The sequence below is a fragment of the Amycolatopsis sp. NPDC104819 genome (assembly GCF_055583145.1).
The window spans coordinates 280,949-297,226 of sequence record NZ_JBVJON010000006.1 but is presented as its reverse complement, the minus strand read 5'-3'; the positions used below and the strand labels follow the sequence as shown (position 1 = coordinate 297,226).

Annotated in this window: 19 protein-coding genes; 11 read left to right on the top strand and 8 right to left on the bottom strand. The window is 71.9% G+C overall.

Features of this window, described 5'->3' with window-relative positions; translation table 11 throughout:
- The first annotated feature begins 24 nt into the window (after positions 1–24).
- The 4 genes from ruvX to ACZ63E_RS20785 are packed head-to-tail and all read left to right on the top strand — an operon-like array spanning position 25 to position 4,777.
- Positions 25–486, top strand: a complete 462-nt coding sequence (gene ruvX / locus ACZ63E_RS20800; protein ID WP_465337789.1) for a Holliday junction resolvase RuvX — start codon at positions 25–27, stop codon at positions 484–486.
- Positions 483–2,615, top strand: coding sequence for an endolytic transglycosylase MltG (gene mltG / locus ACZ63E_RS20795; RefSeq protein WP_465337788.1), 2,133 nt, complete (start codon positions 483–485; stop codon positions 2,613–2,615). Before ruvX ends, mltG begins: the two co-directional genes overlap by 4 nt.
- On the top strand, positions 2,596–3,462 hold the full coding sequence (locus ACZ63E_RS20790; protein ID WP_465337787.1) for a shikimate dehydrogenase: 867 nt from the start codon (positions 2,596–2,598) through the stop codon (positions 3,460–3,462). Before mltG ends, ACZ63E_RS20790 begins: the two co-directional genes overlap by 20 nt.
- A gap of 58 nt (positions 3,463–3,520) precedes the next feature.
- Positions 3,521–4,777, top strand: coding sequence for a GrpB family protein (locus ACZ63E_RS20785; protein WP_465337786.1), 1,257 nt, complete (start codon positions 3,521–3,523; stop codon positions 4,775–4,777).
- Here the strand turns inward: ACZ63E_RS20785 and ACZ63E_RS20780 are convergent.
- Entirely contained in the window at positions 4,764–5,423 is a 660-nt protein-coding gene (locus ACZ63E_RS20780) for a TetR/AcrR family transcriptional regulator (protein WP_465307157.1), read from the bottom strand. The genes ACZ63E_RS20785 and ACZ63E_RS20780 overlap by 14 nt on opposite strands.
- A 25-nt stretch (positions 5,424–5,448) precedes the next feature.
- Positions 5,449–5,886 carry a hypothetical protein gene (locus ACZ63E_RS20775; RefSeq protein WP_465337785.1) on the bottom strand — a complete coding sequence of 146 codons (438 nt, stop codon included), beginning with the start codon at positions 5,884–5,886 and terminating at the stop codon, positions 5,449–5,451.
- A gap of 152 nt (positions 5,887–6,038) precedes the next feature.
- Between ACZ63E_RS20775 and ACZ63E_RS20770 the strand changes: the two genes are divergently transcribed.
- Positions 6,039–7,232: an endonuclease/exonuclease/phosphatase family protein gene (locus ACZ63E_RS20770; RefSeq protein WP_465337784.1), complete on the top strand. Its 1,194-nt coding sequence runs from the start codon at positions 6,039–6,041 to the stop codon at positions 7,230–7,232.
- A gap of 4 nt (positions 7,233–7,236) precedes the next feature.
- The gene (locus tag ACZ63E_RS20765; RefSeq protein WP_465337783.1) at positions 7,237–8,169 is read left to right on the top strand and encodes a D-2-hydroxyacid dehydrogenase family protein; all 933 of its coding nucleotides are present in this window, start codon (positions 7,237–7,239) and stop codon (positions 8,167–8,169) included.
- A 187-nt stretch (positions 8,170–8,356) separates the two neighbouring features.
- Here ACZ63E_RS20765 and ACZ63E_RS20760 read toward each other — a convergent pair whose 3' ends face one another.
- The 5 genes from ACZ63E_RS20760 to ACZ63E_RS20740 all read right to left on the bottom strand — a co-directional run bounded on the left by ACZ63E_RS20760 (position 8,357) and on the right by ACZ63E_RS20740 (position 13,062).
- A complete protein-coding gene (locus ACZ63E_RS20760) occupies positions 8,357–9,841 on the bottom strand; it encodes an alpha/beta hydrolase (RefSeq protein ID WP_465337782.1) in 1,485 nt (494 codons plus the stop codon).
- Entirely contained in the window at positions 9,838–10,653 is an 816-nt protein-coding gene (locus ACZ63E_RS20755; RefSeq protein WP_465337781.1) for a serine hydrolase domain-containing protein, read from the bottom strand. Before ACZ63E_RS20755 ends, ACZ63E_RS20760 begins: the two co-directional genes overlap by 4 nt.
- 82 nt (positions 10,654–10,735) lie before the next feature.
- Positions 10,736–11,002 carry an HPr family phosphocarrier protein gene (locus ACZ63E_RS20750; RefSeq protein WP_013224593.1) on the bottom strand — a complete coding sequence of 89 codons (267 nt, stop codon included), beginning with the start codon at positions 11,000–11,002 and terminating at the stop codon, positions 10,736–10,738.
- 39 nt (positions 11,003–11,041) lie between these two features.
- A complete protein-coding gene (locus ACZ63E_RS20745) occupies positions 11,042–12,277 on the bottom strand; it encodes a PTS transporter subunit EIIC (RefSeq protein ID WP_465337780.1) in 1,236 nt (411 codons plus the stop codon).
- Positions 12,274–13,062 carry a GntR family transcriptional regulator gene (locus ACZ63E_RS20740; protein ID WP_364529260.1) on the bottom strand — a complete coding sequence of 263 codons (789 nt, stop codon included), beginning with the start codon at positions 13,060–13,062 and terminating at the stop codon, positions 12,274–12,276. Before ACZ63E_RS20740 ends, ACZ63E_RS20745 begins: the two co-directional genes overlap by 4 nt.
- A gap of 85 nt (positions 13,063–13,147) precedes the next feature.
- Between ACZ63E_RS20740 and ACZ63E_RS20735 the strand changes: the two genes are divergently transcribed.
- Both ACZ63E_RS20735 and ACZ63E_RS20730 read left to right on the top strand, forming a co-directional pair.
- Positions 13,148–13,546, top strand: a complete 399-nt coding sequence (locus ACZ63E_RS20735) for a PTS sugar transporter subunit IIB (RefSeq protein ID WP_465307143.1) — start codon at positions 13,148–13,150, stop codon at positions 13,544–13,546.
- On the top strand, positions 13,543–13,998 hold the full coding sequence (locus ACZ63E_RS20730; RefSeq protein WP_465337779.1) for a PTS sugar transporter subunit IIA: 456 nt from the start codon (positions 13,543–13,545) through the stop codon (positions 13,996–13,998). Before ACZ63E_RS20735 ends, ACZ63E_RS20730 begins: the two co-directional genes overlap by 4 nt.
- Before the next feature lie 69 nt (positions 13,999–14,067).
- Here ACZ63E_RS20730 and ACZ63E_RS20725 read toward each other — a convergent pair whose 3' ends face one another.
- A complete protein-coding gene (locus ACZ63E_RS20725) occupies positions 14,068–14,505 on the bottom strand; it encodes a QcrA and Rieske domain-containing protein (RefSeq protein WP_465337778.1) in 438 nt (145 codons plus the stop codon).
- 105 nt (positions 14,506–14,610) lie between these two features.
- On the opposite strand from ACZ63E_RS20725, the gene ACZ63E_RS20720 reads away from it, so the two are divergent.
- From ACZ63E_RS20720 to ACZ63E_RS20710, 3 genes are read left to right on the top strand one after another with little or no spacing between them, the layout of a single operon-like run.
- On the top strand, positions 14,611–14,979 hold the full coding sequence (locus ACZ63E_RS20720) for a hypothetical protein (RefSeq protein ID WP_465337777.1): 369 nt from the start codon (positions 14,611–14,613) through the stop codon (positions 14,977–14,979).
- A 4-nt stretch (positions 14,980–14,983) separates the two neighbouring features.
- Positions 14,984–15,496: a sigma-70 family RNA polymerase sigma factor gene (locus tag ACZ63E_RS20715; protein WP_465307135.1), complete on the top strand. Its 513-nt coding sequence runs from the start codon at positions 14,984–14,986 to the stop codon at positions 15,494–15,496.
- Positions 15,493–16,134: an anti-sigma factor family protein gene (locus ACZ63E_RS20710; RefSeq protein ID WP_465337776.1), complete on the top strand. Its 642-nt coding sequence runs from the start codon at positions 15,493–15,495 to the stop codon at positions 16,132–16,134. Before ACZ63E_RS20715 ends, ACZ63E_RS20710 begins: the two co-directional genes overlap by 4 nt.
- Positions 16,135–16,278 lie beyond the last annotated feature (144 nt).

The window sequence follows — 16,278 nt, the reverse complement described above, 5'->3', positions numbered from 1 at the left end:
AACCGCGGCCCGGACCGGCCCGGTGTGGCCGATCCGGGGCGCGGCCGTCGCCTCGGTGTTGATGTCGGATCCGTCCGGGTCGGCGTCGCGCTCAGCGATCCGGCCCCGATGCTCGCTTCGCCATTGGTTACCCTCTCCCGCGATGCGACCGACGACAGTGATCTGGACCAGCTGGCCGCCCTCGTCACCGAGCACGAGGTGGTCGAGGTGATCGTGGGCTTGCCGAGAACGCTCGCCAACCGGCAGGGTCCGGCGGCCGAGTCGGCGATCGCGTACGCTGAGAGCCTGGCCGGGCGCGTCGCGCCCGTGCCGGTCCGGCTGGGCGACGAGCGGCTGACCACGGTCACCGCATCCCGCATCCTCTCCCAGCGCGGGGTCAAAGGCCGCAAGCAGCGCGCGGTGGTCGACCAGGCCGCCGCCGTCGAGATCCTGCAGGCCTGGATCGACGCCGCCGCTGCGCACCGCGCCCGGGAGGGAGACCGATGAACGACGAGCAGCCACCTGTGCCCCCTCGCGGGCGCAGGCGACTCCGCGAGCCGGAACCGGCGGCCCCGCCGCCGTCCCGGCCCTCGCCGCGTCGCGCCGACCCGCGTGACCCCCGCGCGAGCGGGTACCAGGAGCTTCCACAGCCTTCGCGGCAGAGCGGCTCGCACGAGCTGCCCCAGCCGTCGCGCCGCGCGCGGCCCGAGCCGGGCTACGACCCCCGCCGGGACGCGCCGCAGACCGGCCGCCGTCGCCGGCTCGAGCCGCCGGGCACGCTGCCCCCGGCCGAGGACGGCTTCGACCCGCAGGAGGTCGAGCGCTCGGCGTCGGCCCGCGCCCGCCATGGCCTCGACCAGGGCGCCGACGCGCCGCCCCCGCCCGCACGCCGTCGCGGCGCGCCGGATCCCGGCGAAGCCGCCGAACCCCGGCGCCGCCGTCGCGCGGTCCCGCCCGAGGACGAGGCGCCCCGCCGTCGCCGTCCGGCGCCGGAGCGGGACGAGCCGGTGGACCCCCGCCGTCGCCGTCCCAGCCCCGAAGAGCTGGCCGAAGCCGACGCGGCCCGCCGTCACCAGGCGATGCTCGACCTGGAAGAGGCCGCCGAAGCCCAGGCGGCCCGGATGCGTGCCGACGAGCCGGCCGAAACGCCCCGCCTCCGAGCCGTCCCACCCCCCGACGAGACCGGCGAGGCGCCGGTTTCGCGCCGCCGCCGTCCCGCCCCCGAGCCCCGGCGACGGCCCGTCCAGCCGGGTGACCGCTCTGTCGGCGTGCCCGAAACCGGTGCGGAGCCGCCACGGCGTCGCCGTCCGCCGCCCCCGCCGGTGCGCGAAGAGCCGGTGACCGACATCATCCCGGCGCAGCCCCCGGCCCCGCCGCCGGACGAGCCCGAAGACGACGGCTTCTTCGCCGAGGACGACGAGTACGCGGACTACGACGAGTACGAAGGCGACTACGACGAGGACGCCTACGAAGAGGACTACGACGAGTACGAGGAAGAGCCGAAGAAGCCGCGGAAGAAGAAGGGCAAGCGTGCCCTCGGCTGGGTGGCCGCGATCGCGGTGATCGCCCTCCTCGCGGGCGGCGCCTACTTCGGCTTCACCAAGTTCTTCGGCTACGAGGACTTCGAAGGCTCCGGCGACGGAGACGTCCTGTTCCAGGTCGACGACGGCGACTCGACGTCGGCGATCGGCGCGAAGCTCGCTACGGCGGGTGTGGTCGCCAGCGGCAAGGCGTTCGTCAAGGCCGGCGAGGACAACCCGAAGCTGTCGCGGATCCAGCACGGCTTCTACGTGATGAAGTCGCACATGTCCGGGGCCAGCGCGGTCGACCGGATCCTCGAGGCCGGCTCGCGGGTCGGCCAGCTGGAGGTCCGGCCGTACACGCAGTTCGACGACATCACCCAGCCCGACGGCAAGGTGACCCCCGGCGTCTACAGCCTGATGGCGAAGGCGTCGTGCGCGCAGATCAACGGCAAGAGCACCTGCGTCTCGGCCGACGACCTGCGCAAGTTCGTCGACGGCGCCGACCTCAAGACGCTCGGCGTGCCGGACTGGGCGATCGAGCCCGCGAACAAGGCCGACCGCAAGGACCGCAGGCTCGAGGGGTTGATCGCGCCCGGGCTCTACGACGTCCGGCCCGGGGCGACCGCGCAGGAGATCGTCGGCCAGCTGGTGCGCAGCTCGACCGAGGCGATCCAGAACGCCGGGCTGAGCCCGCAGTCGACCGGCCCGGAGATGACCCCGTACCAGACGCTGATCATCGCCTCGATCATCGAGCGCGAGGCGGTGAAGGCGGACTTCGGCAAGCTGTCCCGGGTGATCTACAACCGGCTCGCGATCGACATGCGGCTGCAGATGGACTCCACGGTCAACTACGTGCTCGACCGGCCTACCCTGGCGACCAACGACGCCGACCGGACGAAGGCCGGGGCGTACAACACGTACAAGATCAACGGGCTGCCGCCGACGCCGATCTCGGTTCCGAGCGCCGACGCGATCCAGGCGGCGGTGCACCCGGCGGCGGGCGACTGGGTCTACTTCGTCAAGTGCGAGAAGAACGGCCTGTCCTGCTTCGCGGTCTCGTTCGACGACCACCGCAAGAACGTCGACCTGGCCCATGCCCGCGGTATCTTCTGAGCCCCGGCGGGCCGCGGTGCTGGGCAAGCCGGTGGCCCACTCGCTGTCGCCGGTGCTGCACGGCGCCGCGTTCGCCGCGCTCGGCCTGACCGGCTGGACCTACGAGCGGATCGAGACGAGCGCCGAGGAGCTGCCCGGCCTGGTCGACGGCCTCGGCCCGGAATGGGCCGGGCTCTCGGTGACCATGCCGGGCAAGCGCGCGGCGCTGGACCACGCGGCCGAGGTGACACCGCGCGCGGCCGCCGTCGGCGCGGCCAACACCCTGGTCCGGACGGCGAAGGGCTGGCTCGCGGACTGCACCGACGTCGACGGCGTCACCGGCGCCCTGGGCGCGGCGGGCGGGTACACGCCGACGCCGTCGGACACCGCGATCGTGCTCGGTGCGGGCGGCACCGCGGCCGCGGCGGTCGTCGGCCTGGCGGCGCTCGGGGTGCGGCAGGTGCGCCTGGTCGTGCGGGAACCGGCTCGGGCCGGGGACACCCTCGATGCCGCGAAACGCGCTTCGCTCGACGTCGACGTGCTGCGCTGGTCCGAAACGGACTTCGCGGCGCTGGCGGCGGAAGCCGCGGTGCTCGTCAACACCGTGCCGCCGGACGCGGTCCGGCCGCACGTGGCCGACCTCGCGGCGGTCGCGCACGTCCTCGACGTCATCTACCACCCGTGGCCGACGCCGCTGGCCGAGGCCGTCGCGGCCCGCGGGGGCCACCTCGCGACCGGGCTGGACATGCTGCTGCACCAGGCGTTCGGCCAGGCCGAGCACTTCACCGGCCGCCCGGCCCCGCGTGCGGCGATGCGCGACGCGTTGCGCGAGGCGACCGGGAACATCCTGCCGTTGCCGATCTCGTAAACCGCTTGCCCCGGGCTGATATTCTGGCCGACTGCCTTCAGCAAGGGGGTCTACCGGAATGACCAGCCAAGAAGCACTCGACGACAGCCAGCTGGAGAACGCCTGGGTCGGCGGCGAGCCGCCGAAGCTCGACTCGACCATCACCCTCGTCGACTACGACCCGGAGTGGCCGAAGGTCTTCGAACACGAGGCCGAGCGGATCCGCGGCGTGCTCGGGGAGACGGCGCTCGTCCTCGAGCACGTCGGCTCGACGTCGGTGCCGGGCCTGTGCGCCAAGCCCTGCGTCGACATCCTCCTCGAGGTGCCGGACTCCGACGACGAGGACGACTACCTGCCGGCGCTGGAAGGCGCGGGCTACCAGCTCGTCATCCGCGAGCCGGACTGGGAGAAGCACCGCTGCTTCAAGGGCCCGGACACGAACATCAACCTGCACGTCTACTCACCCGGCAACGGCCAGACGCCGCGCTACCGGCTCTTCCGCGAACGCCTGCGCTCGCACCCGGAGGAGCTGGCGCTGTACGCGGCGAAGAAGCGTGAGCTGGCCGCGCGGGAGTGGAAGTACGTCCAGAACTACGCCGACGCCAAGACCGAGGTGATCGAGGAGATCATCGGCCGGGCGCGGGCCGAGCAGTACGACGCCTACAGCGAGGCCTACGCCGAGCACGCCGGGAAGTCCGTCACCAACGCCCTCTACGACCGGCCCGCGATCGCAGACCTGGCCGGCGACGTCGAGGGCCGGCGCGTGCTGGACGTCGGCTGCGCGGCCGGGCACCTGAGCGCGCTGCTGGCCGCGCGGGGCGCCGACGTCCTCGGGGTCGACGCCAGCGCGGGCATGATCACCGTCGCCCGCCGCGAGTTCGGCGACGTCGCCCGCTTCGAGCAGGCGGACGTCACCCGGCCCCTCGACGTCGAGGACGGCTCGGTCGACATCATCACGGCGTCACTCGTGCTGCACTACCTGAAGGACTGGGGCGCCACCCTCGCCGAGTTCCGGCGGGTGCTCAAGCCCGGCGGGGCGCTCGTGTTCTCGGTGCACCACCCCGGCGAGGACTGGCACTGGTTCGGCAAGGAGAACTACTTCGAGGTCGAGCTGCTCGACGACGACTTCGGCCTGGAAGGCATCACCCACCCGGTCCAGTTCTACCGGCGGCCGCTGAGCTGGACGTTCAACGCGGTCCGTGACGCCGGCTTCGCCGTCGACCGCCTGGAGGAGCCGATGCCGGTGCCCGAGGCGGCCGAGGCCGATCCGAAGTGGACGGAGAAGCTGCGGACCACCCCGCGGTTCCTGTACTTCCGCGCGGTCAGTCCCGCTTAGCGAGATCCTGGATCAGGTCGACGATCTCCCGGCTGACGGGCCGGAACACCCGCAGCCGGGAGAGCGCGGCCAGCCGGGCCAGCAGCGGGACGCTGCGCTCGACCAGCATCCGGCTGCGCTTCTCCCCGGCCGAGCGGTCGTGCACCCAGAACAGCACCACGCCCATCTGGAACAGCCACAGCAGCTCCGGAAGCTGGGCGCGCAGCTCCGGGTCGAGCTTGACGTCGGAGCCGTCGACGACCTCGCGCATCAGCTCGATCGACGCGTCGCGGGCGGCCGCGGACTCCGGGCTGAACGGGCTCAGCGGGGACTCCGGGTCGGCCGCGTTGACGAAGAACTGCGTGCCGAAGCGGTGGTAGGGCTCGGCGAGGTCGAGCCAGCACAGCAGCACGGCCTTCAGCCGCTGCGCGAACCCCGGCTCGTTCGCCAGCAGCTCGCGCGCGGCGTCGAGGTGCAGCCGCGCGATCTCGTCGTAGAACCCCTGGATCAGCTGGTCCTTCGACGAGAAGTAGTAGTACGCGTTCCCGACCGAGACACCGGCCTCGGTGGCGATCGCGCGCATCGTCGTGCGGTCGTAGCCGTTCTCGGTGAACAGCCGCATGGCGGTGGTGACGATCAGGGACCGCGTTTCCTCGCTCTTCGGCACGCTCTGCACGTTAGCGCCGGCCACGTCAGGGTTGCGGGAAGGGCGGGACCGGCTGGCCCGGCGCGCCGGGGTAGGGGACGGGACGGCCGGCGAGCACCGGCTGCGGCGCCGGCTTGGGGGCCAGGTGGCGGCGGCGGATGCCGTTGAACACCAGGACGTTGAACAGGTGCATGACCCCGAGGACGAGTGCGACGACGCCGACCTTCACCGACAGCAGCTCGAACACCTCCCGGGCGGTGCCGACGGCGGCGTGGCTGGTCAGGAACAGCGTCACGAAGCCGAGGCTGATCAGGTAGAAGCCGACGACCAGCAGCTGGTTGACGGCGTTGGCCAGGCCGGGGCTGTCCTCGAAGACCTCGGTGAGGAAGGTGCGGCCGTGCTTGCTGAGCGTCCGGGCGACGAGCACCGTCAGCGGGATGCTGATCAGCAGGTAGAGCGCGTAGGCGACAACAACGGGTTCCATGGTCCCTCCTTGTTTTGAACGTGTTCAAGAGGAACGGTAGCGCTCTTTTTGAACGCGTTCAAGAGGGCTGGGTCACGTCGGCCGTTCACCTGGCGCTCACCCGGGACGGGGTTTCGCCGCATAGGGTGTCGCCCGACTGGGAGGTATTCACCGTGAAACGCATCGCCGCCGGGCTGACCGTCGCCGCGCTCGTCGCGCTCTTCGTGCCCGCCACCGCTGAAGCGAGCTTCGGGACCAACGTCCGCTTCGCCACCTTCAACGCCTCGCTCAACCGCGCGGCCGCCGGGCAGCTGGTCACCGACCTCTCGACGCCGGGCAACGCCCAGGCCCAGGAGGTCGCCGAAGTCGTGCAGCGCAACCGCGCCGATGTCCAGCTGATCAACGAGTTCGACTACGTGCCGGGCAACAAGGCCGCGGACCTGTTCCGGAAGAACTACCTGGCGGTGGGCCAGCACGGCGCGAAGCCGATCGACTACCCGTACGCCTACACCGCGCCGGTGAACACGGGCGTCCCGACCGGCTTCGACCTCGACCGCGACGGCACCATCGGCCTCGGCAACGACGCCCAGGGCTTCGGCACGTTCGAAGGCCAGTACGGGCTGCTCGTGCTCTCGAAGTACCCGATCGACTTCGCGCACGCGCGGACGTTCCAGAAGTTCCTCTGGAAGGACATGCCGGGCGCGCTCCTGCCGGACGACCCCGCGACGCCGGCGCCGCACGACTGGTACAGCCCCGCGGAGCTGAACGTGCTGCGGCTGTCGTCGAAGTCCCACTGGGACCTGCCGCTGAAGATCGGCCGCTCGACGGTGCACTTCCTCGTCTCGCACCCGACACCGCCGAGCTTCGACGGCCCGGAGGACCGCAACGGCACCCGCAACAACGACGAGATCCGCTTCTGGGCCGACTACGTCACGCCGGGCAAGGGCGGTTACATCTACGACGACCGCGGCCACCGCGGCGGCCTGGGTGCGTCGGAACGCTTCGTCGTCGCGGGTGACAACAACTCCGACCCGCTGGACGGCGACAGCGTCCCGGGCGCGATCGAGCAGCTGCTGAACGCGCGCCGCGTGATCCAGACGCGCCCGGGCAGCCGCGGCGCGGTCCTGGCGTCCCAGACCCAGGGCGGCGCGAACGTGGGCCAGAAGAGCAACCCGTTCTACGACACGGGCGACTTCAACGACGTCGCGCCGGGCAACCTCCGCACGGACTACGTGCTGCCGTCGAAGGGGCTGCTGCCCTGGCACGCGGAGGTGTTCTGGCCGGTGCCGGCCGACCCGCTGTCCCGGCTCGACGACGCCTCCGACCACCACTTGGTCCGCGTGGACGTGCTCGTGCCACTACGGTGAGATCATGCGAATCGCCATCCTCGACGACTACCAGGACGTCGCCCTGACCTTCGGTGACTGGGACTCGCTGAAGGCCGACATCACGGTCTTCACCGAGCCCCTCACCGACGTCGTCGGGCAGCTGCAGGGCTTCGAAGCCGTCGTCGCGATGCGCGAACGCACCCGCTTCCCGGCCGAGGTGCTCGACCGGCTGCCCGACCTGAAGCTGCTCGTCAGCACCGGTCCGCGCAACGCCGCCATCGACGTGCCCGCCGCGCAGCGCAACGGCGTTGTCGTGTGCAAGACCGGCTACCTCGGCGAGCCGACCGCCGAACACACCTGGGCGCTCATCCTCGCCGCGTCGCGGAACCTCCCGCAGGAGTTCCGGTCCATGCGCGAGGGCGGCTGGCAGACCGGCGTCGGCACCATGCTGCACGGCAAGACGCTCGGCCTGCTCGGCCTGGGCCGGCTCGGCTCGGGCGCGGCGAAGATCGGGCAGGCCTTCGGGATGGAGACCATCGCCTGGAGCCAGAACCTCACGCCGGAGAAGGCGGAGCCGCACGGCGTCACGGCGGTGTCGAAGGACGAGCTGTTCGCCCGCTCGGACGTCCTGTCCGTCCACCTCGTGCTGAGCGGGCGCACCCGCGGCCTGGTCGGCGCGGCGGAGCTGGCGGCGATGAAACCGGGCGCGCTCCTGGTGAACACTTCGCGCGGCCCGGTCGTCGACGAGGACGCGTTGGTGGACGCGTTGCGGCGCAAGGCGATCCGCGCCGCGCTCGACGTCTACGACATCGAACCCTTCCCGGCCGACCATCCACTGAGGACACTCGACAACGCGACCCTGACCCCGCACATCGGCTTCGTCGCGCGGGAGGTCTACGAGATCTTCTACGGCGACGCCGTCGAGGACATCGCGGCTTTCCAGGCGGGGGAACCGATCCGCGTCATGGCGCAGTAGTGGTGTGCGGCCCGCCGGGGCCCGAGGTCCCCGCACCGGCCCGGCGGCGGGCGCGCACCCCTGGATCACACCACCCGCGCAGTGCCTCCGGCAGGGTCCAAAGACCCTGCCGGCGTCGGCCGTTAGGCTGAACGACCCGCGCTCGCGGGGAGTGAGTGAGAAACCGGGCCGGAAAACGGTTTCTCCTTCACGGGAACGGGACCGCGTCCGGCGGGCACGTCGTCCCCGCCGCCGGCGCGGCCAGGTCGGTCAGGTAGCGCACCACGGCCGCCGACGCGCACGCGCTCGGCGCGTCCAGCGAGGTGTGCCCGTACCCGTCGACGACCAGCACCCGGCCGTCACCCAGCTCCGCCGCCGTCGCCTGCGCGTTGTGCAGCGGGGTCGCCGGGTCGAACCGGTTGTTCAGCACCAGGACCGGGTTCTTCCGCGTCCGGTTCCACGGCCCGGTGTACCGGTCTTCGTCGTGGGCGGGCCAGCCGACGCACTGCGCCATCGAAAACACCGAGCCCAGCCCGAAGTACGGCTGCCGCGCGCTCTCCCGGGTCGCCAGTGCCGCGTAGTCCGCCGGCGCGGACGGGTTGTCGCTGTCGACGCACTGGACGGCCAGGAAGCCGGGGGAGTGCGTAGGGACGTACGGGTCGAGCACTGGCGAAGCGAGCGCTGGATCCGCCGGCATCGCCGCGAGGGTCTGCGCGAGCCGCTTCCACCGCCCGGACTGATACAGCGCGCTGTCGACCGTCTTCATCAGGCCGCCGACACCCGTGGTGCGCGACGCCCGCGCGAAGACCCCGGCGAACCTCGCCTTCGGGTCGCCGCTGGAGAACGCGCACTTCGGTCCGGCCGCGGCGCACACCGTGAAGAACTGGTCCAGCTCCTGCTGCTGGGCCCCGGCGACGTCGGCGCGGACGTCGACCGGCTGCTTCTCCTGGCCCGGCTTCCCGGTGGCGTTGGCGACCAGGTCGAGCGTGCCGTCGAGGGTCATCGAGCGGACCTTGTCCGGGAACAGGTTCGCGTACGTGCCGCCGAGGTACGTGCCGTAGGAGTAGCCGTAGAAGTTCAGGGCCGGGTCGCCGACGGCCTGGCGCAGCAGCTCCAGGTCGCGCGCCACGTTCGCCGTCGACAGGTGGGCCAAGAGGTCGCCGGAGCCCGCCGCGCAGGCCTTGCCCGGCGCCGCGCTCGCCGCGAAGAAGGCGTCCGGCTGCCGCAGCGGTGACCCGGGCGACGGCGCGTGGTCGGCGCCCGGACAGCTGATCGGCGCGGACCCGCCGATCCCGCGCGGGTCGAAGCTCACCAGGTCGAAGCGGGCCTTCAGCTCGGCGGGGTACCGCGCCGCGAACCGCGTCAGCTCGCCGACCCCGTCGGTGCCCGGGCCGCCGAAGTTGAAGAACAGCGAGCCGAGCCGCCGTCCCGGATCGGTCGCCGGCAGCCGGATCACCGACAGCGTGACGGCCTTGCCCTTCGGCTCGCGGTAGCTCAGCGGCACGGCCGCGGGCGCGCACTGGAAGCCGCCGTGGCAGGGCGTCCAGCGCAGCGCGGGCACGGCGGCGCCGTTCGTGCCGAGGGCGGGGGGAGCTTCGGCGGCGGCCGGCGACGGCGAAGGAGGCGGCGGGGCGGCCGTGGGCGCGCTGCAGGCGGCGAGCAGAAGCGGCAGCGCGGCGAGAAGGCGCTTCACGCGCTCAATTCCGCCAGCACGGCGTCGGTGTACCGCGGCCAGACCTCGGCCGCCCAGGGGCCGAACGCGCGGTCGCTCAGCGCGACGCAGGCGACGCCGGCGTCCGGGTCGACCCAGAGGAACGTGCCCGACTGGCCGAAGTGCCCGAAGGTCCGCGGTGAGCTCGCCGAGCCCGTCCAGTGCGGGCTCTTGTGGTCGCGGATCTCGAAGCCGAGGCCCCAGTCGTTGGGCTTCTGGTGCCCGAACCCCGGCAGCACGCCGGACAGGCCGGGGAACACGACGTTCGTGGCCGCGGTCACGGTGGCCGGGTCGAGGAGCTTGGGCGCCTGCAGCTCGGCGGCGAAGGCCACCAGGTCGTCCACAGTGGACACCGCGCCGGACGCGGGCGAGCCGTCGAGGGTGGTCGCGCCCATGCCCAGCGGCGCGAACAGCGCCTCGGCCTGGTACTGCGCGAACGGGATGCCGGAGTGCTCGGCCAGCGCGTCGGCGAGCTGCTCGAAGCCGGCGTTGGAGTAGAGACGGCGGGTGCCCGGCGCGGCCATCGCCTTGTGCGCGTCGAAGGCGAGCCCGGAGGTGTGCGCGAGCAGGTGCCGCACGGTCGAGCCCTCGGGCCCGGCCGGGGTGTCGAGCTCGACGACGCCCTCTTCGACCGCGATGAGCGCGGCGTAGGCGGTCAGCGGCTTGCTGACCGAGGCCAGCCGGAACTGCCGCGCGGTGTCGCCGTGGCGGCCCACGACACTCCCGCCGGCGGTCACCACGGCCGTCGCGGCGTTGTCCACCGGCCACTCGTCGATCAGGCGCACGCTGTCCATGCGTCCACCCTACGAAACGCCACGAAGGCCTCCGCACCGGTGTCGGGGGACCGGTGCGAAGGCCTTCGCAGTGTGTTCTACCTCAGGCGTCGAGGTCGGTGGCGACCAGCTGGGCGACCGCTTCCACGGCCTCCTCGGCGCCCTCGCCCTCGGCGCTGATGACGACCTCGTCGCCGTACCCGGCGGCGAGCGTCATCAGGTTGAGCACGCTGCCGGCAGCGACCGGGCTCCCGCCCGCCTTGGCGATCTGCACCGCGACGGGTTGCGCCGCGGCCGCCTTCGCCACCAGCGCGGCCGGCCTGGCGTGCAGGCCCACCTTGCTTGCCACGGCGACGCGTTTCTCCGGCATGTTCGTCCTCTCACTACAGGGGTTTACGTCGTACCGATCTTACTTCGCGGCCGTGCGGTCGAGGTCCGACTCGATCGAGTCGTCCTCGCGGCCCGGCGTCCGCAGGTTCCACTTCGTGATGACGATCCGGAACACGAAGTAGTAGATCACCGCGAACACGAGCCCGATCGGGATGAGCAGCCACGCCTTGTGCGCGGTGTCCAGGCTCGAGTTGAGCGCGAAGTCGATCGCGCCACCGGAGAAGGAGAACCCGAGCTTGATGCCCAGCGCGTTCACCACCGCCAGCGACACACCGGTCATGACCGCGTGGAAGATGTACAGCGGCCACGCCACGAACATGAACGAGAACTCGATCGGCTCGGTGACACCGGTGATGAACGAGGTCAGCGCGGCCGCGATCATCACACCGCCGACGACCTTCTTCTGCGCCGGGCGCGCGGTCTGCCAGATCGCGAGCGCGGCGGCGGGCAGGGCGAACATGAAGATCGGGAAGAACCCGGTCATGAACGTGCCCGAGCCCTGCACGTGGTTGAAGAAGTTGGTCAGGTCGCCGCCGTTGAAGATGAACCACACCGGGACGTTCAGCAGCTGGTGCAGACCGACCGGGATGAGCAGCCGGTTGAAGAAGCCGTAGATGCCGCCACCGACGACCGGCTGGCCGACGATCGCCTCGCCGAGGTTCTGGATGCCGGCGTCGACGTACTTGAAGACCAGGCCGAGCACGACGCCCAGGATGATCATGGCGAAAGCGGTGATGATCGGGACGAACCGGCGGCCGCCGAAGAACGCCAGCCACGCCGGCAGCTTGATCCGGTAGTAGCGCTGCCACAGCACCGCGGCGACGAGACCGGCGATGATGCCGGTCAGCACGCTGTAGGGCCAGTGCAGCGGCGAGCCGTCCCAGCTCGGCTTGTACCCGGTCTGGCTGCTGATCGGCGCGATCGCCTGGATCACGCGGTTGAGCACGACCCAGCCGACGGCCGCGGCGACGGCGGTCGAACCGTCACCCTTGCGGGCGAAGCCGACCGCGATGCCGATCGCGAAGAGCAGGGGCAGGAAGTCGAAGAGCGCGTTGCCCGCCCCGCCGACGACGGCGGCGACCTTGTCCCAGCCCAGGCCTGTCTTGCCGAGAATGTCGTCCTGGCCGAACCGGTTCAGCAGGCCGGCCGCGGGGAGCGTGGCGATGGGAAGCATGAGGCTACGGCCGAAGCGCTGAAGACCGGCGAGGCCTCCGCCGCCCTTCTTCGTCGCCCCTTCCGCGGTGGTGGAGCTCATCTGGATCCTCCATAGTGGGGTGGTTGACCGGGCTCCGGGGTGTTCCGGTCCAACTGCATGGTCACCTGGTAGTGATCTCCCCGGTACCAGGACGTGATGTCTTCGATGGGGTCGCCGTTCGCGCTGGAGACCCGGCGGAACACGAGCAGGGGGCTGCCGGCGCGCATGCCGAGCAGCCGGGCCGTCTCGCGATCCGCTCCTTCGGCCCAGACGGTCTGCCACGCCTGGTCGGGACGCACGTCGTACGTCTCGGCCAGCTGCGCGTAGATCGACTGGGTCAGGTCGAGCTCGAGCAGGCCGGGAGCCCGGCCCGCGTGGTACCAGCCCCGTTCGACGGCCAGGGGCACGCCGTCGGCGTGGCGCAGCCGCACCAGGTGGTGCGCCGGGGCGCCCTCGGTCAGGCCGAGGGCGTGGGCCGAGGCGGTGGGTGGGACCTCGGTGGCGGCCGACACCACCTCGGTCGTCGGGGTCAGCCCCCGCCTCCGCATGTCGTCGGTGAACGACATCAGGTACAGCTGCAGCTCCATCCGCCGGGCCGCGGTGAACGTGCCTTTGCCGCGGACCCGGGCGAGCAGGCCCTCCTCGACCAGCTTGCCGATCGCCGATCTGACCGTGAGCCGCGACACGCCGTAGCGCTGGGCCAACTCGCGTTCCGACGGGATCGGCGCACCCGGCGGGAGCTCTCGCTCCACCGTGCGGCGGAGGATTTCCCGCAGCTGGGCGTGCTTGGGCGTGGGCCCGTTCACGACCCGGTCGGGTGGCGGGACGTGCGCGGCCGCGCTCATCGGCGTCACCCTCCTCGTTCTCGGTTCACCGGGGGACCGGTGCTCGCGTCCGGACCGGAACATTGGTACGTTCCGGTCTAGACCAATGAATCTGATGGGGCAGGATGCTCCGCCGCGCGGACGGGTGTCAACCACCGTTATCCGTTCGTGGCCCGCGGCGGGGTGCATGCCGACGAACGGCGTAGTACAGGTGGACACGCGGTTCGCGTCAGGTTGGGAACAAACAGCGATCAAGGAGACCGCGATGGCGGATGACAGGCCCGAACAGATCCTCGCGGCACTCGGCGGCGCGGGCAACCTCACCGAGATCGAGGGCTGCATCACGCGGCTGCGCTGCGAGGTCGACGACATGGGTCTCGTCGACGAGGCGGCGCTGAAGAAGGCCGGCGCGATGGGCGTCGTCAAGATGGGGTCCACGGCCCTGCAGGTGATCGTCGGGCCGGAGGCGGACACGATCGCCAGCGACATCGAGGACCTGCTGTGAGCCTCGAGATCCTCAGCCCGGTCGCCGGGCGCGTGGTGGCGATCACCGAGGTCCCCGACCCGGTGTTCGCGGAGGCGATGGTCGGCCCGGGCCTCGCGGTGCAGCCCTCGGGCGGCCGGTCCGACGCGGTCGCGCCGGTCGACGGCACGGTCGCGACGCTGCACCCGCACGCCTACGTCGTCGCGACCGACGACGGCAAGGCGGTGCTGGTGCACCTGGGCATCGACACGGTCAAGGAGAAGGGCGAGGGCTTCACGCTGCACGTCGTCAAGGGCGAGCAGGTGCGGGCCGGCCAGCCGATCGTCAGCTGGGACCCGGAAGCCGTGACCGCGGCGGGGTATTCGGCGATCGTCCCGGTCGTGGCGCTGGACGCCTCGGCGGACGTGCTGTCCGGTTTGGACGGCGAGCGCGACGTCACCGCCGGTGAGCGGCTGTTCGCCTGGGACGCCTGAGTTCTTTCTGTCACACGAAGGGCCCTTGCGGACGACCGTCCACAAGGGCCCTTCGTGCCGACCGGCCCGTCAGCTGGTGACGACCTTCCCGTTCTCGACCTTGACCGCCACCGACGGCAGCGGCTTGTTCGCCGGGCCCTGCTTGACCTCCCCGGTGAGCGCGTTGAAGACCGAGCCGTGGCAGGGGCAGACGAGGTCGGCGCCCTTCGGCGCGACCGTGCAGCCCTGGTGCGTGCAGATCGCGCTGAAGGCGGCGCACGCCGATTCGGACGTCCGGGCCACGATCACGTCGGAGCCGTCCGGGGCCTTGGCGGCCTTCGCCTGCCCGACCGGGACCTCGGAGAGCGCGACCAGCGGCGTGCCCGCGGCGATCGGGGCCTGCGCGGTGCCGGACTTGGCGTCGTCCGACGAGCCACAGGCGGTGAGCGCGACGGCGCCGACGGCGGCGCCGGCGACGGCGGCACCGGTGGTGAGGACGGTGCGGCGGGAGTGCAGTTCGGCAGTCATGCCCTAATGAACGAGACCGGCACCGCATCGGTTCAATCCGCGGTGAACCGGATCGGCCCCTGTTCCGTGTATCTACCCGAGTGGGTGTGGAGCGGAGGAAAGATCATGGTGGGTTGGGTTCTGCGCATCGTCGTGGCGGCCGCGTTGCTGGGCTCGGCGGGCGTGCACTACTTCCTGTGGACCGAGGACTACCCGGGCATCGTCGGCCCGTTGTTCCTGCTGGACGCGATCGGCGGGCTGGTCGTCGCCATTGCGGTGCTGGCCTGGCGGCACTGGCTGCCCGCGCTGGGCGCGGTCGGTTTCGGGGTGCTGACGCTCGGCGCGTACGTGCTGGCCGCGACGGTCGGCTTCGCCGGCAACCACGACCAGTTCGACAGCCAGCCGGAGTACTGGGGCGTGATCACCGAGGCGGTCTGCATCGTCGGCGGTCTCGCCCTGATGTTCGTGAAGGACCGGCGTCGAGTAGCGGCCTGAGTTCGTGGGGGAAGTCGCCGAAGACGCGCTGATGCGCGCCCTGCACGAAGAGCACGCGGGCGCGCTGTGGTCCTACGCGCTCCACCTGACCTCCGGCGACCGGATCCGCGCCGAGGACGTCGTCCAGGAGACGCTGCTGCGTGCCTGGCGGTCGACGACGGTGCTGGACCAGTCGACGGGCTCGGCGCGGGCGTGGCTGTTCACCGTCGCGCGGCGCATCGCGATCGACGGCTGGCGCTCGGCGTCGGCCCGCTCGGAGGTGGTCACCGACCAGCCGCCGGAGCGGGCCGTGGCGGACGGGACCGACCGGGCGGTGCAGGGCTGGCTGGTCGCGGAGGCGCTCGCGGAGCTGTCGGAACGGCACCGCGAGGTGCTGCTGCTGTGCTACTTCCAGGGGTACTCCGTCGCCGACGCGGCGGAACGGCTCGGCGTGGCCGAGGGGACGGTCAAGTCGCGGACGCACTATGCGTTGCGCGCGCTGCGCCTGGTGTTGGAGGAGAGGGGGGTGACCCAGTGAGCGAGGACCCGTTCGCGACGTTCGACGCGGCGTACGTGCTGGGGGCGCTCGCCCCCGAGGACCGCCAGCGCTTCGAGCAGCACCTGCGGGAGTGCGACCGGTGCGCGGCTTCGGTGCGCGAGCTGGCGGGCCTGCCGGGGCTGCTGGCCAGGGTGGACACGCCGGCCGCGGTCTTCGACGCCGGGCCGCCTCCGCCGGAGCTGCTGCCTTCGGTGCTGCGCCGCGTCCGGCGCGGGCGGCGGATCCGGTTCGCGGTGACGTCGGTGTCGGCCGCGCTGGCGGTGTCGGCGTGCGTCGCGCTCGGCGTGGTGGCCGCGTGGCCGACGCCGTCGGGCCCGCCGGCGATCCAGATGACGGCACTGGGCCAGTTCCCGGTCCGCGCGGACGCCCGCCTCGACACGTTCGACTGGGGCACCCAGGTCGACATGTCGTGCAGCTACACGGGCGGCCGCAGCGGCGGCGACTACCTGCTGGTGGCGATCGCCCGCAACGGCACGGAGACGGTCCTGGCGACGTGGAAGGCGGTCCCGGACAACACGGCCCGCATCGTGATCGGCACGGCCCTGCAACGCTCGGACCTGACGGCGTTGGAGGTCCGCGGCGGAAGCGGCCGACCCCTGCTCCGCCTGCCCCTCTAGTCCGCTCGTCCGGCTGGTCCCGGGGGGGGGGGGGTGGGGGGGGGGGGGGGGGAGCCGCCCCCCCCCCCCCCCCTGTGTTTCCCCAGCGCAAGGTTGGTTCCGGGAGGGGGGGGGGTGTTGTGCCCGTACAAGTGCGTTGTTAGC

Excerpts from the sequence above, each read along its gene's own strand:
- ACZ63E_RS20785 (WP_465337786.1), top strand. The coding sequence starts at position 3,521 with ATGACCAGCCAAGAAGCACTCGACGACAGCCAGCTGGAGAACGCCTGG.
- ACZ63E_RS20790 (WP_465337787.1), top strand. The coding sequence starts at position 2,596 with ATGCCCGCGGTATCTTCTGAGCCCCGGCGGGCCGCGGTGCTGGGCAAG.
- ACZ63E_RS20720 (WP_465337777.1), top strand. The coding sequence starts at position 14,611 with ATGGTGGGTTGGGTTCTGCGCATCGTCGTGGCGGCCGCGTTGCTGGGC.
- ACZ63E_RS20765 (WP_465337783.1), top strand. The coding sequence starts at position 7,237 with ATGCGAATCGCCATCCTCGACGACTACCAGGACGTCGCCCTGACCTTC.
- ACZ63E_RS20750 (WP_013224593.1), bottom strand. The coding sequence starts at position 11,002 with ATGCCGGAGAAACGCGTCGCCGTGGCAAGCAAGGTGGGCCTGCACGCC.
- ACZ63E_RS20755 (WP_465337781.1), bottom strand. The coding sequence starts at position 10,653 with ATGGACAGCGTGCGCCTGATCGACGAGTGGCCGGTGGACAACGCCGCG.
- ACZ63E_RS20775 (WP_465337785.1), bottom strand. The coding sequence starts at position 5,886 with ATGGAACCCGTTGTTGTCGCCTACGCGCTCTACCTGCTGATCAGCATC.
- mltG (WP_465337788.1), top strand. The coding sequence starts at position 483 with ATGAACGACGAGCAGCCACCTGTGCCCCCTCGCGGGCGCAGGCGACTC.
- ACZ63E_RS20725 (WP_465337778.1), bottom strand. The coding sequence starts at position 14,505 with ATGACTGCCGAACTGCACTCCCGCCGCACCGTCCTCACCACCGGTGCC.
- ACZ63E_RS20735 (WP_465307143.1), top strand. The coding sequence starts at position 13,148 with ATGAATCTGATGGGGCAGGATGCTCCGCCGCGCGGACGGGTGTCAACC.
- ACZ63E_RS20745 (WP_465337780.1), bottom strand. The coding sequence starts at position 12,277 with ATGAGCTCCACCACCGCGGAAGGGGCGACGAAGAAGGGCGGCGGAGGC.
- ACZ63E_RS20740 (WP_364529260.1), bottom strand. The coding sequence starts at position 13,062 with ATGAGCGCGGCCGCGCACGTCCCGCCACCCGACCGGGTCGTGAACGGG.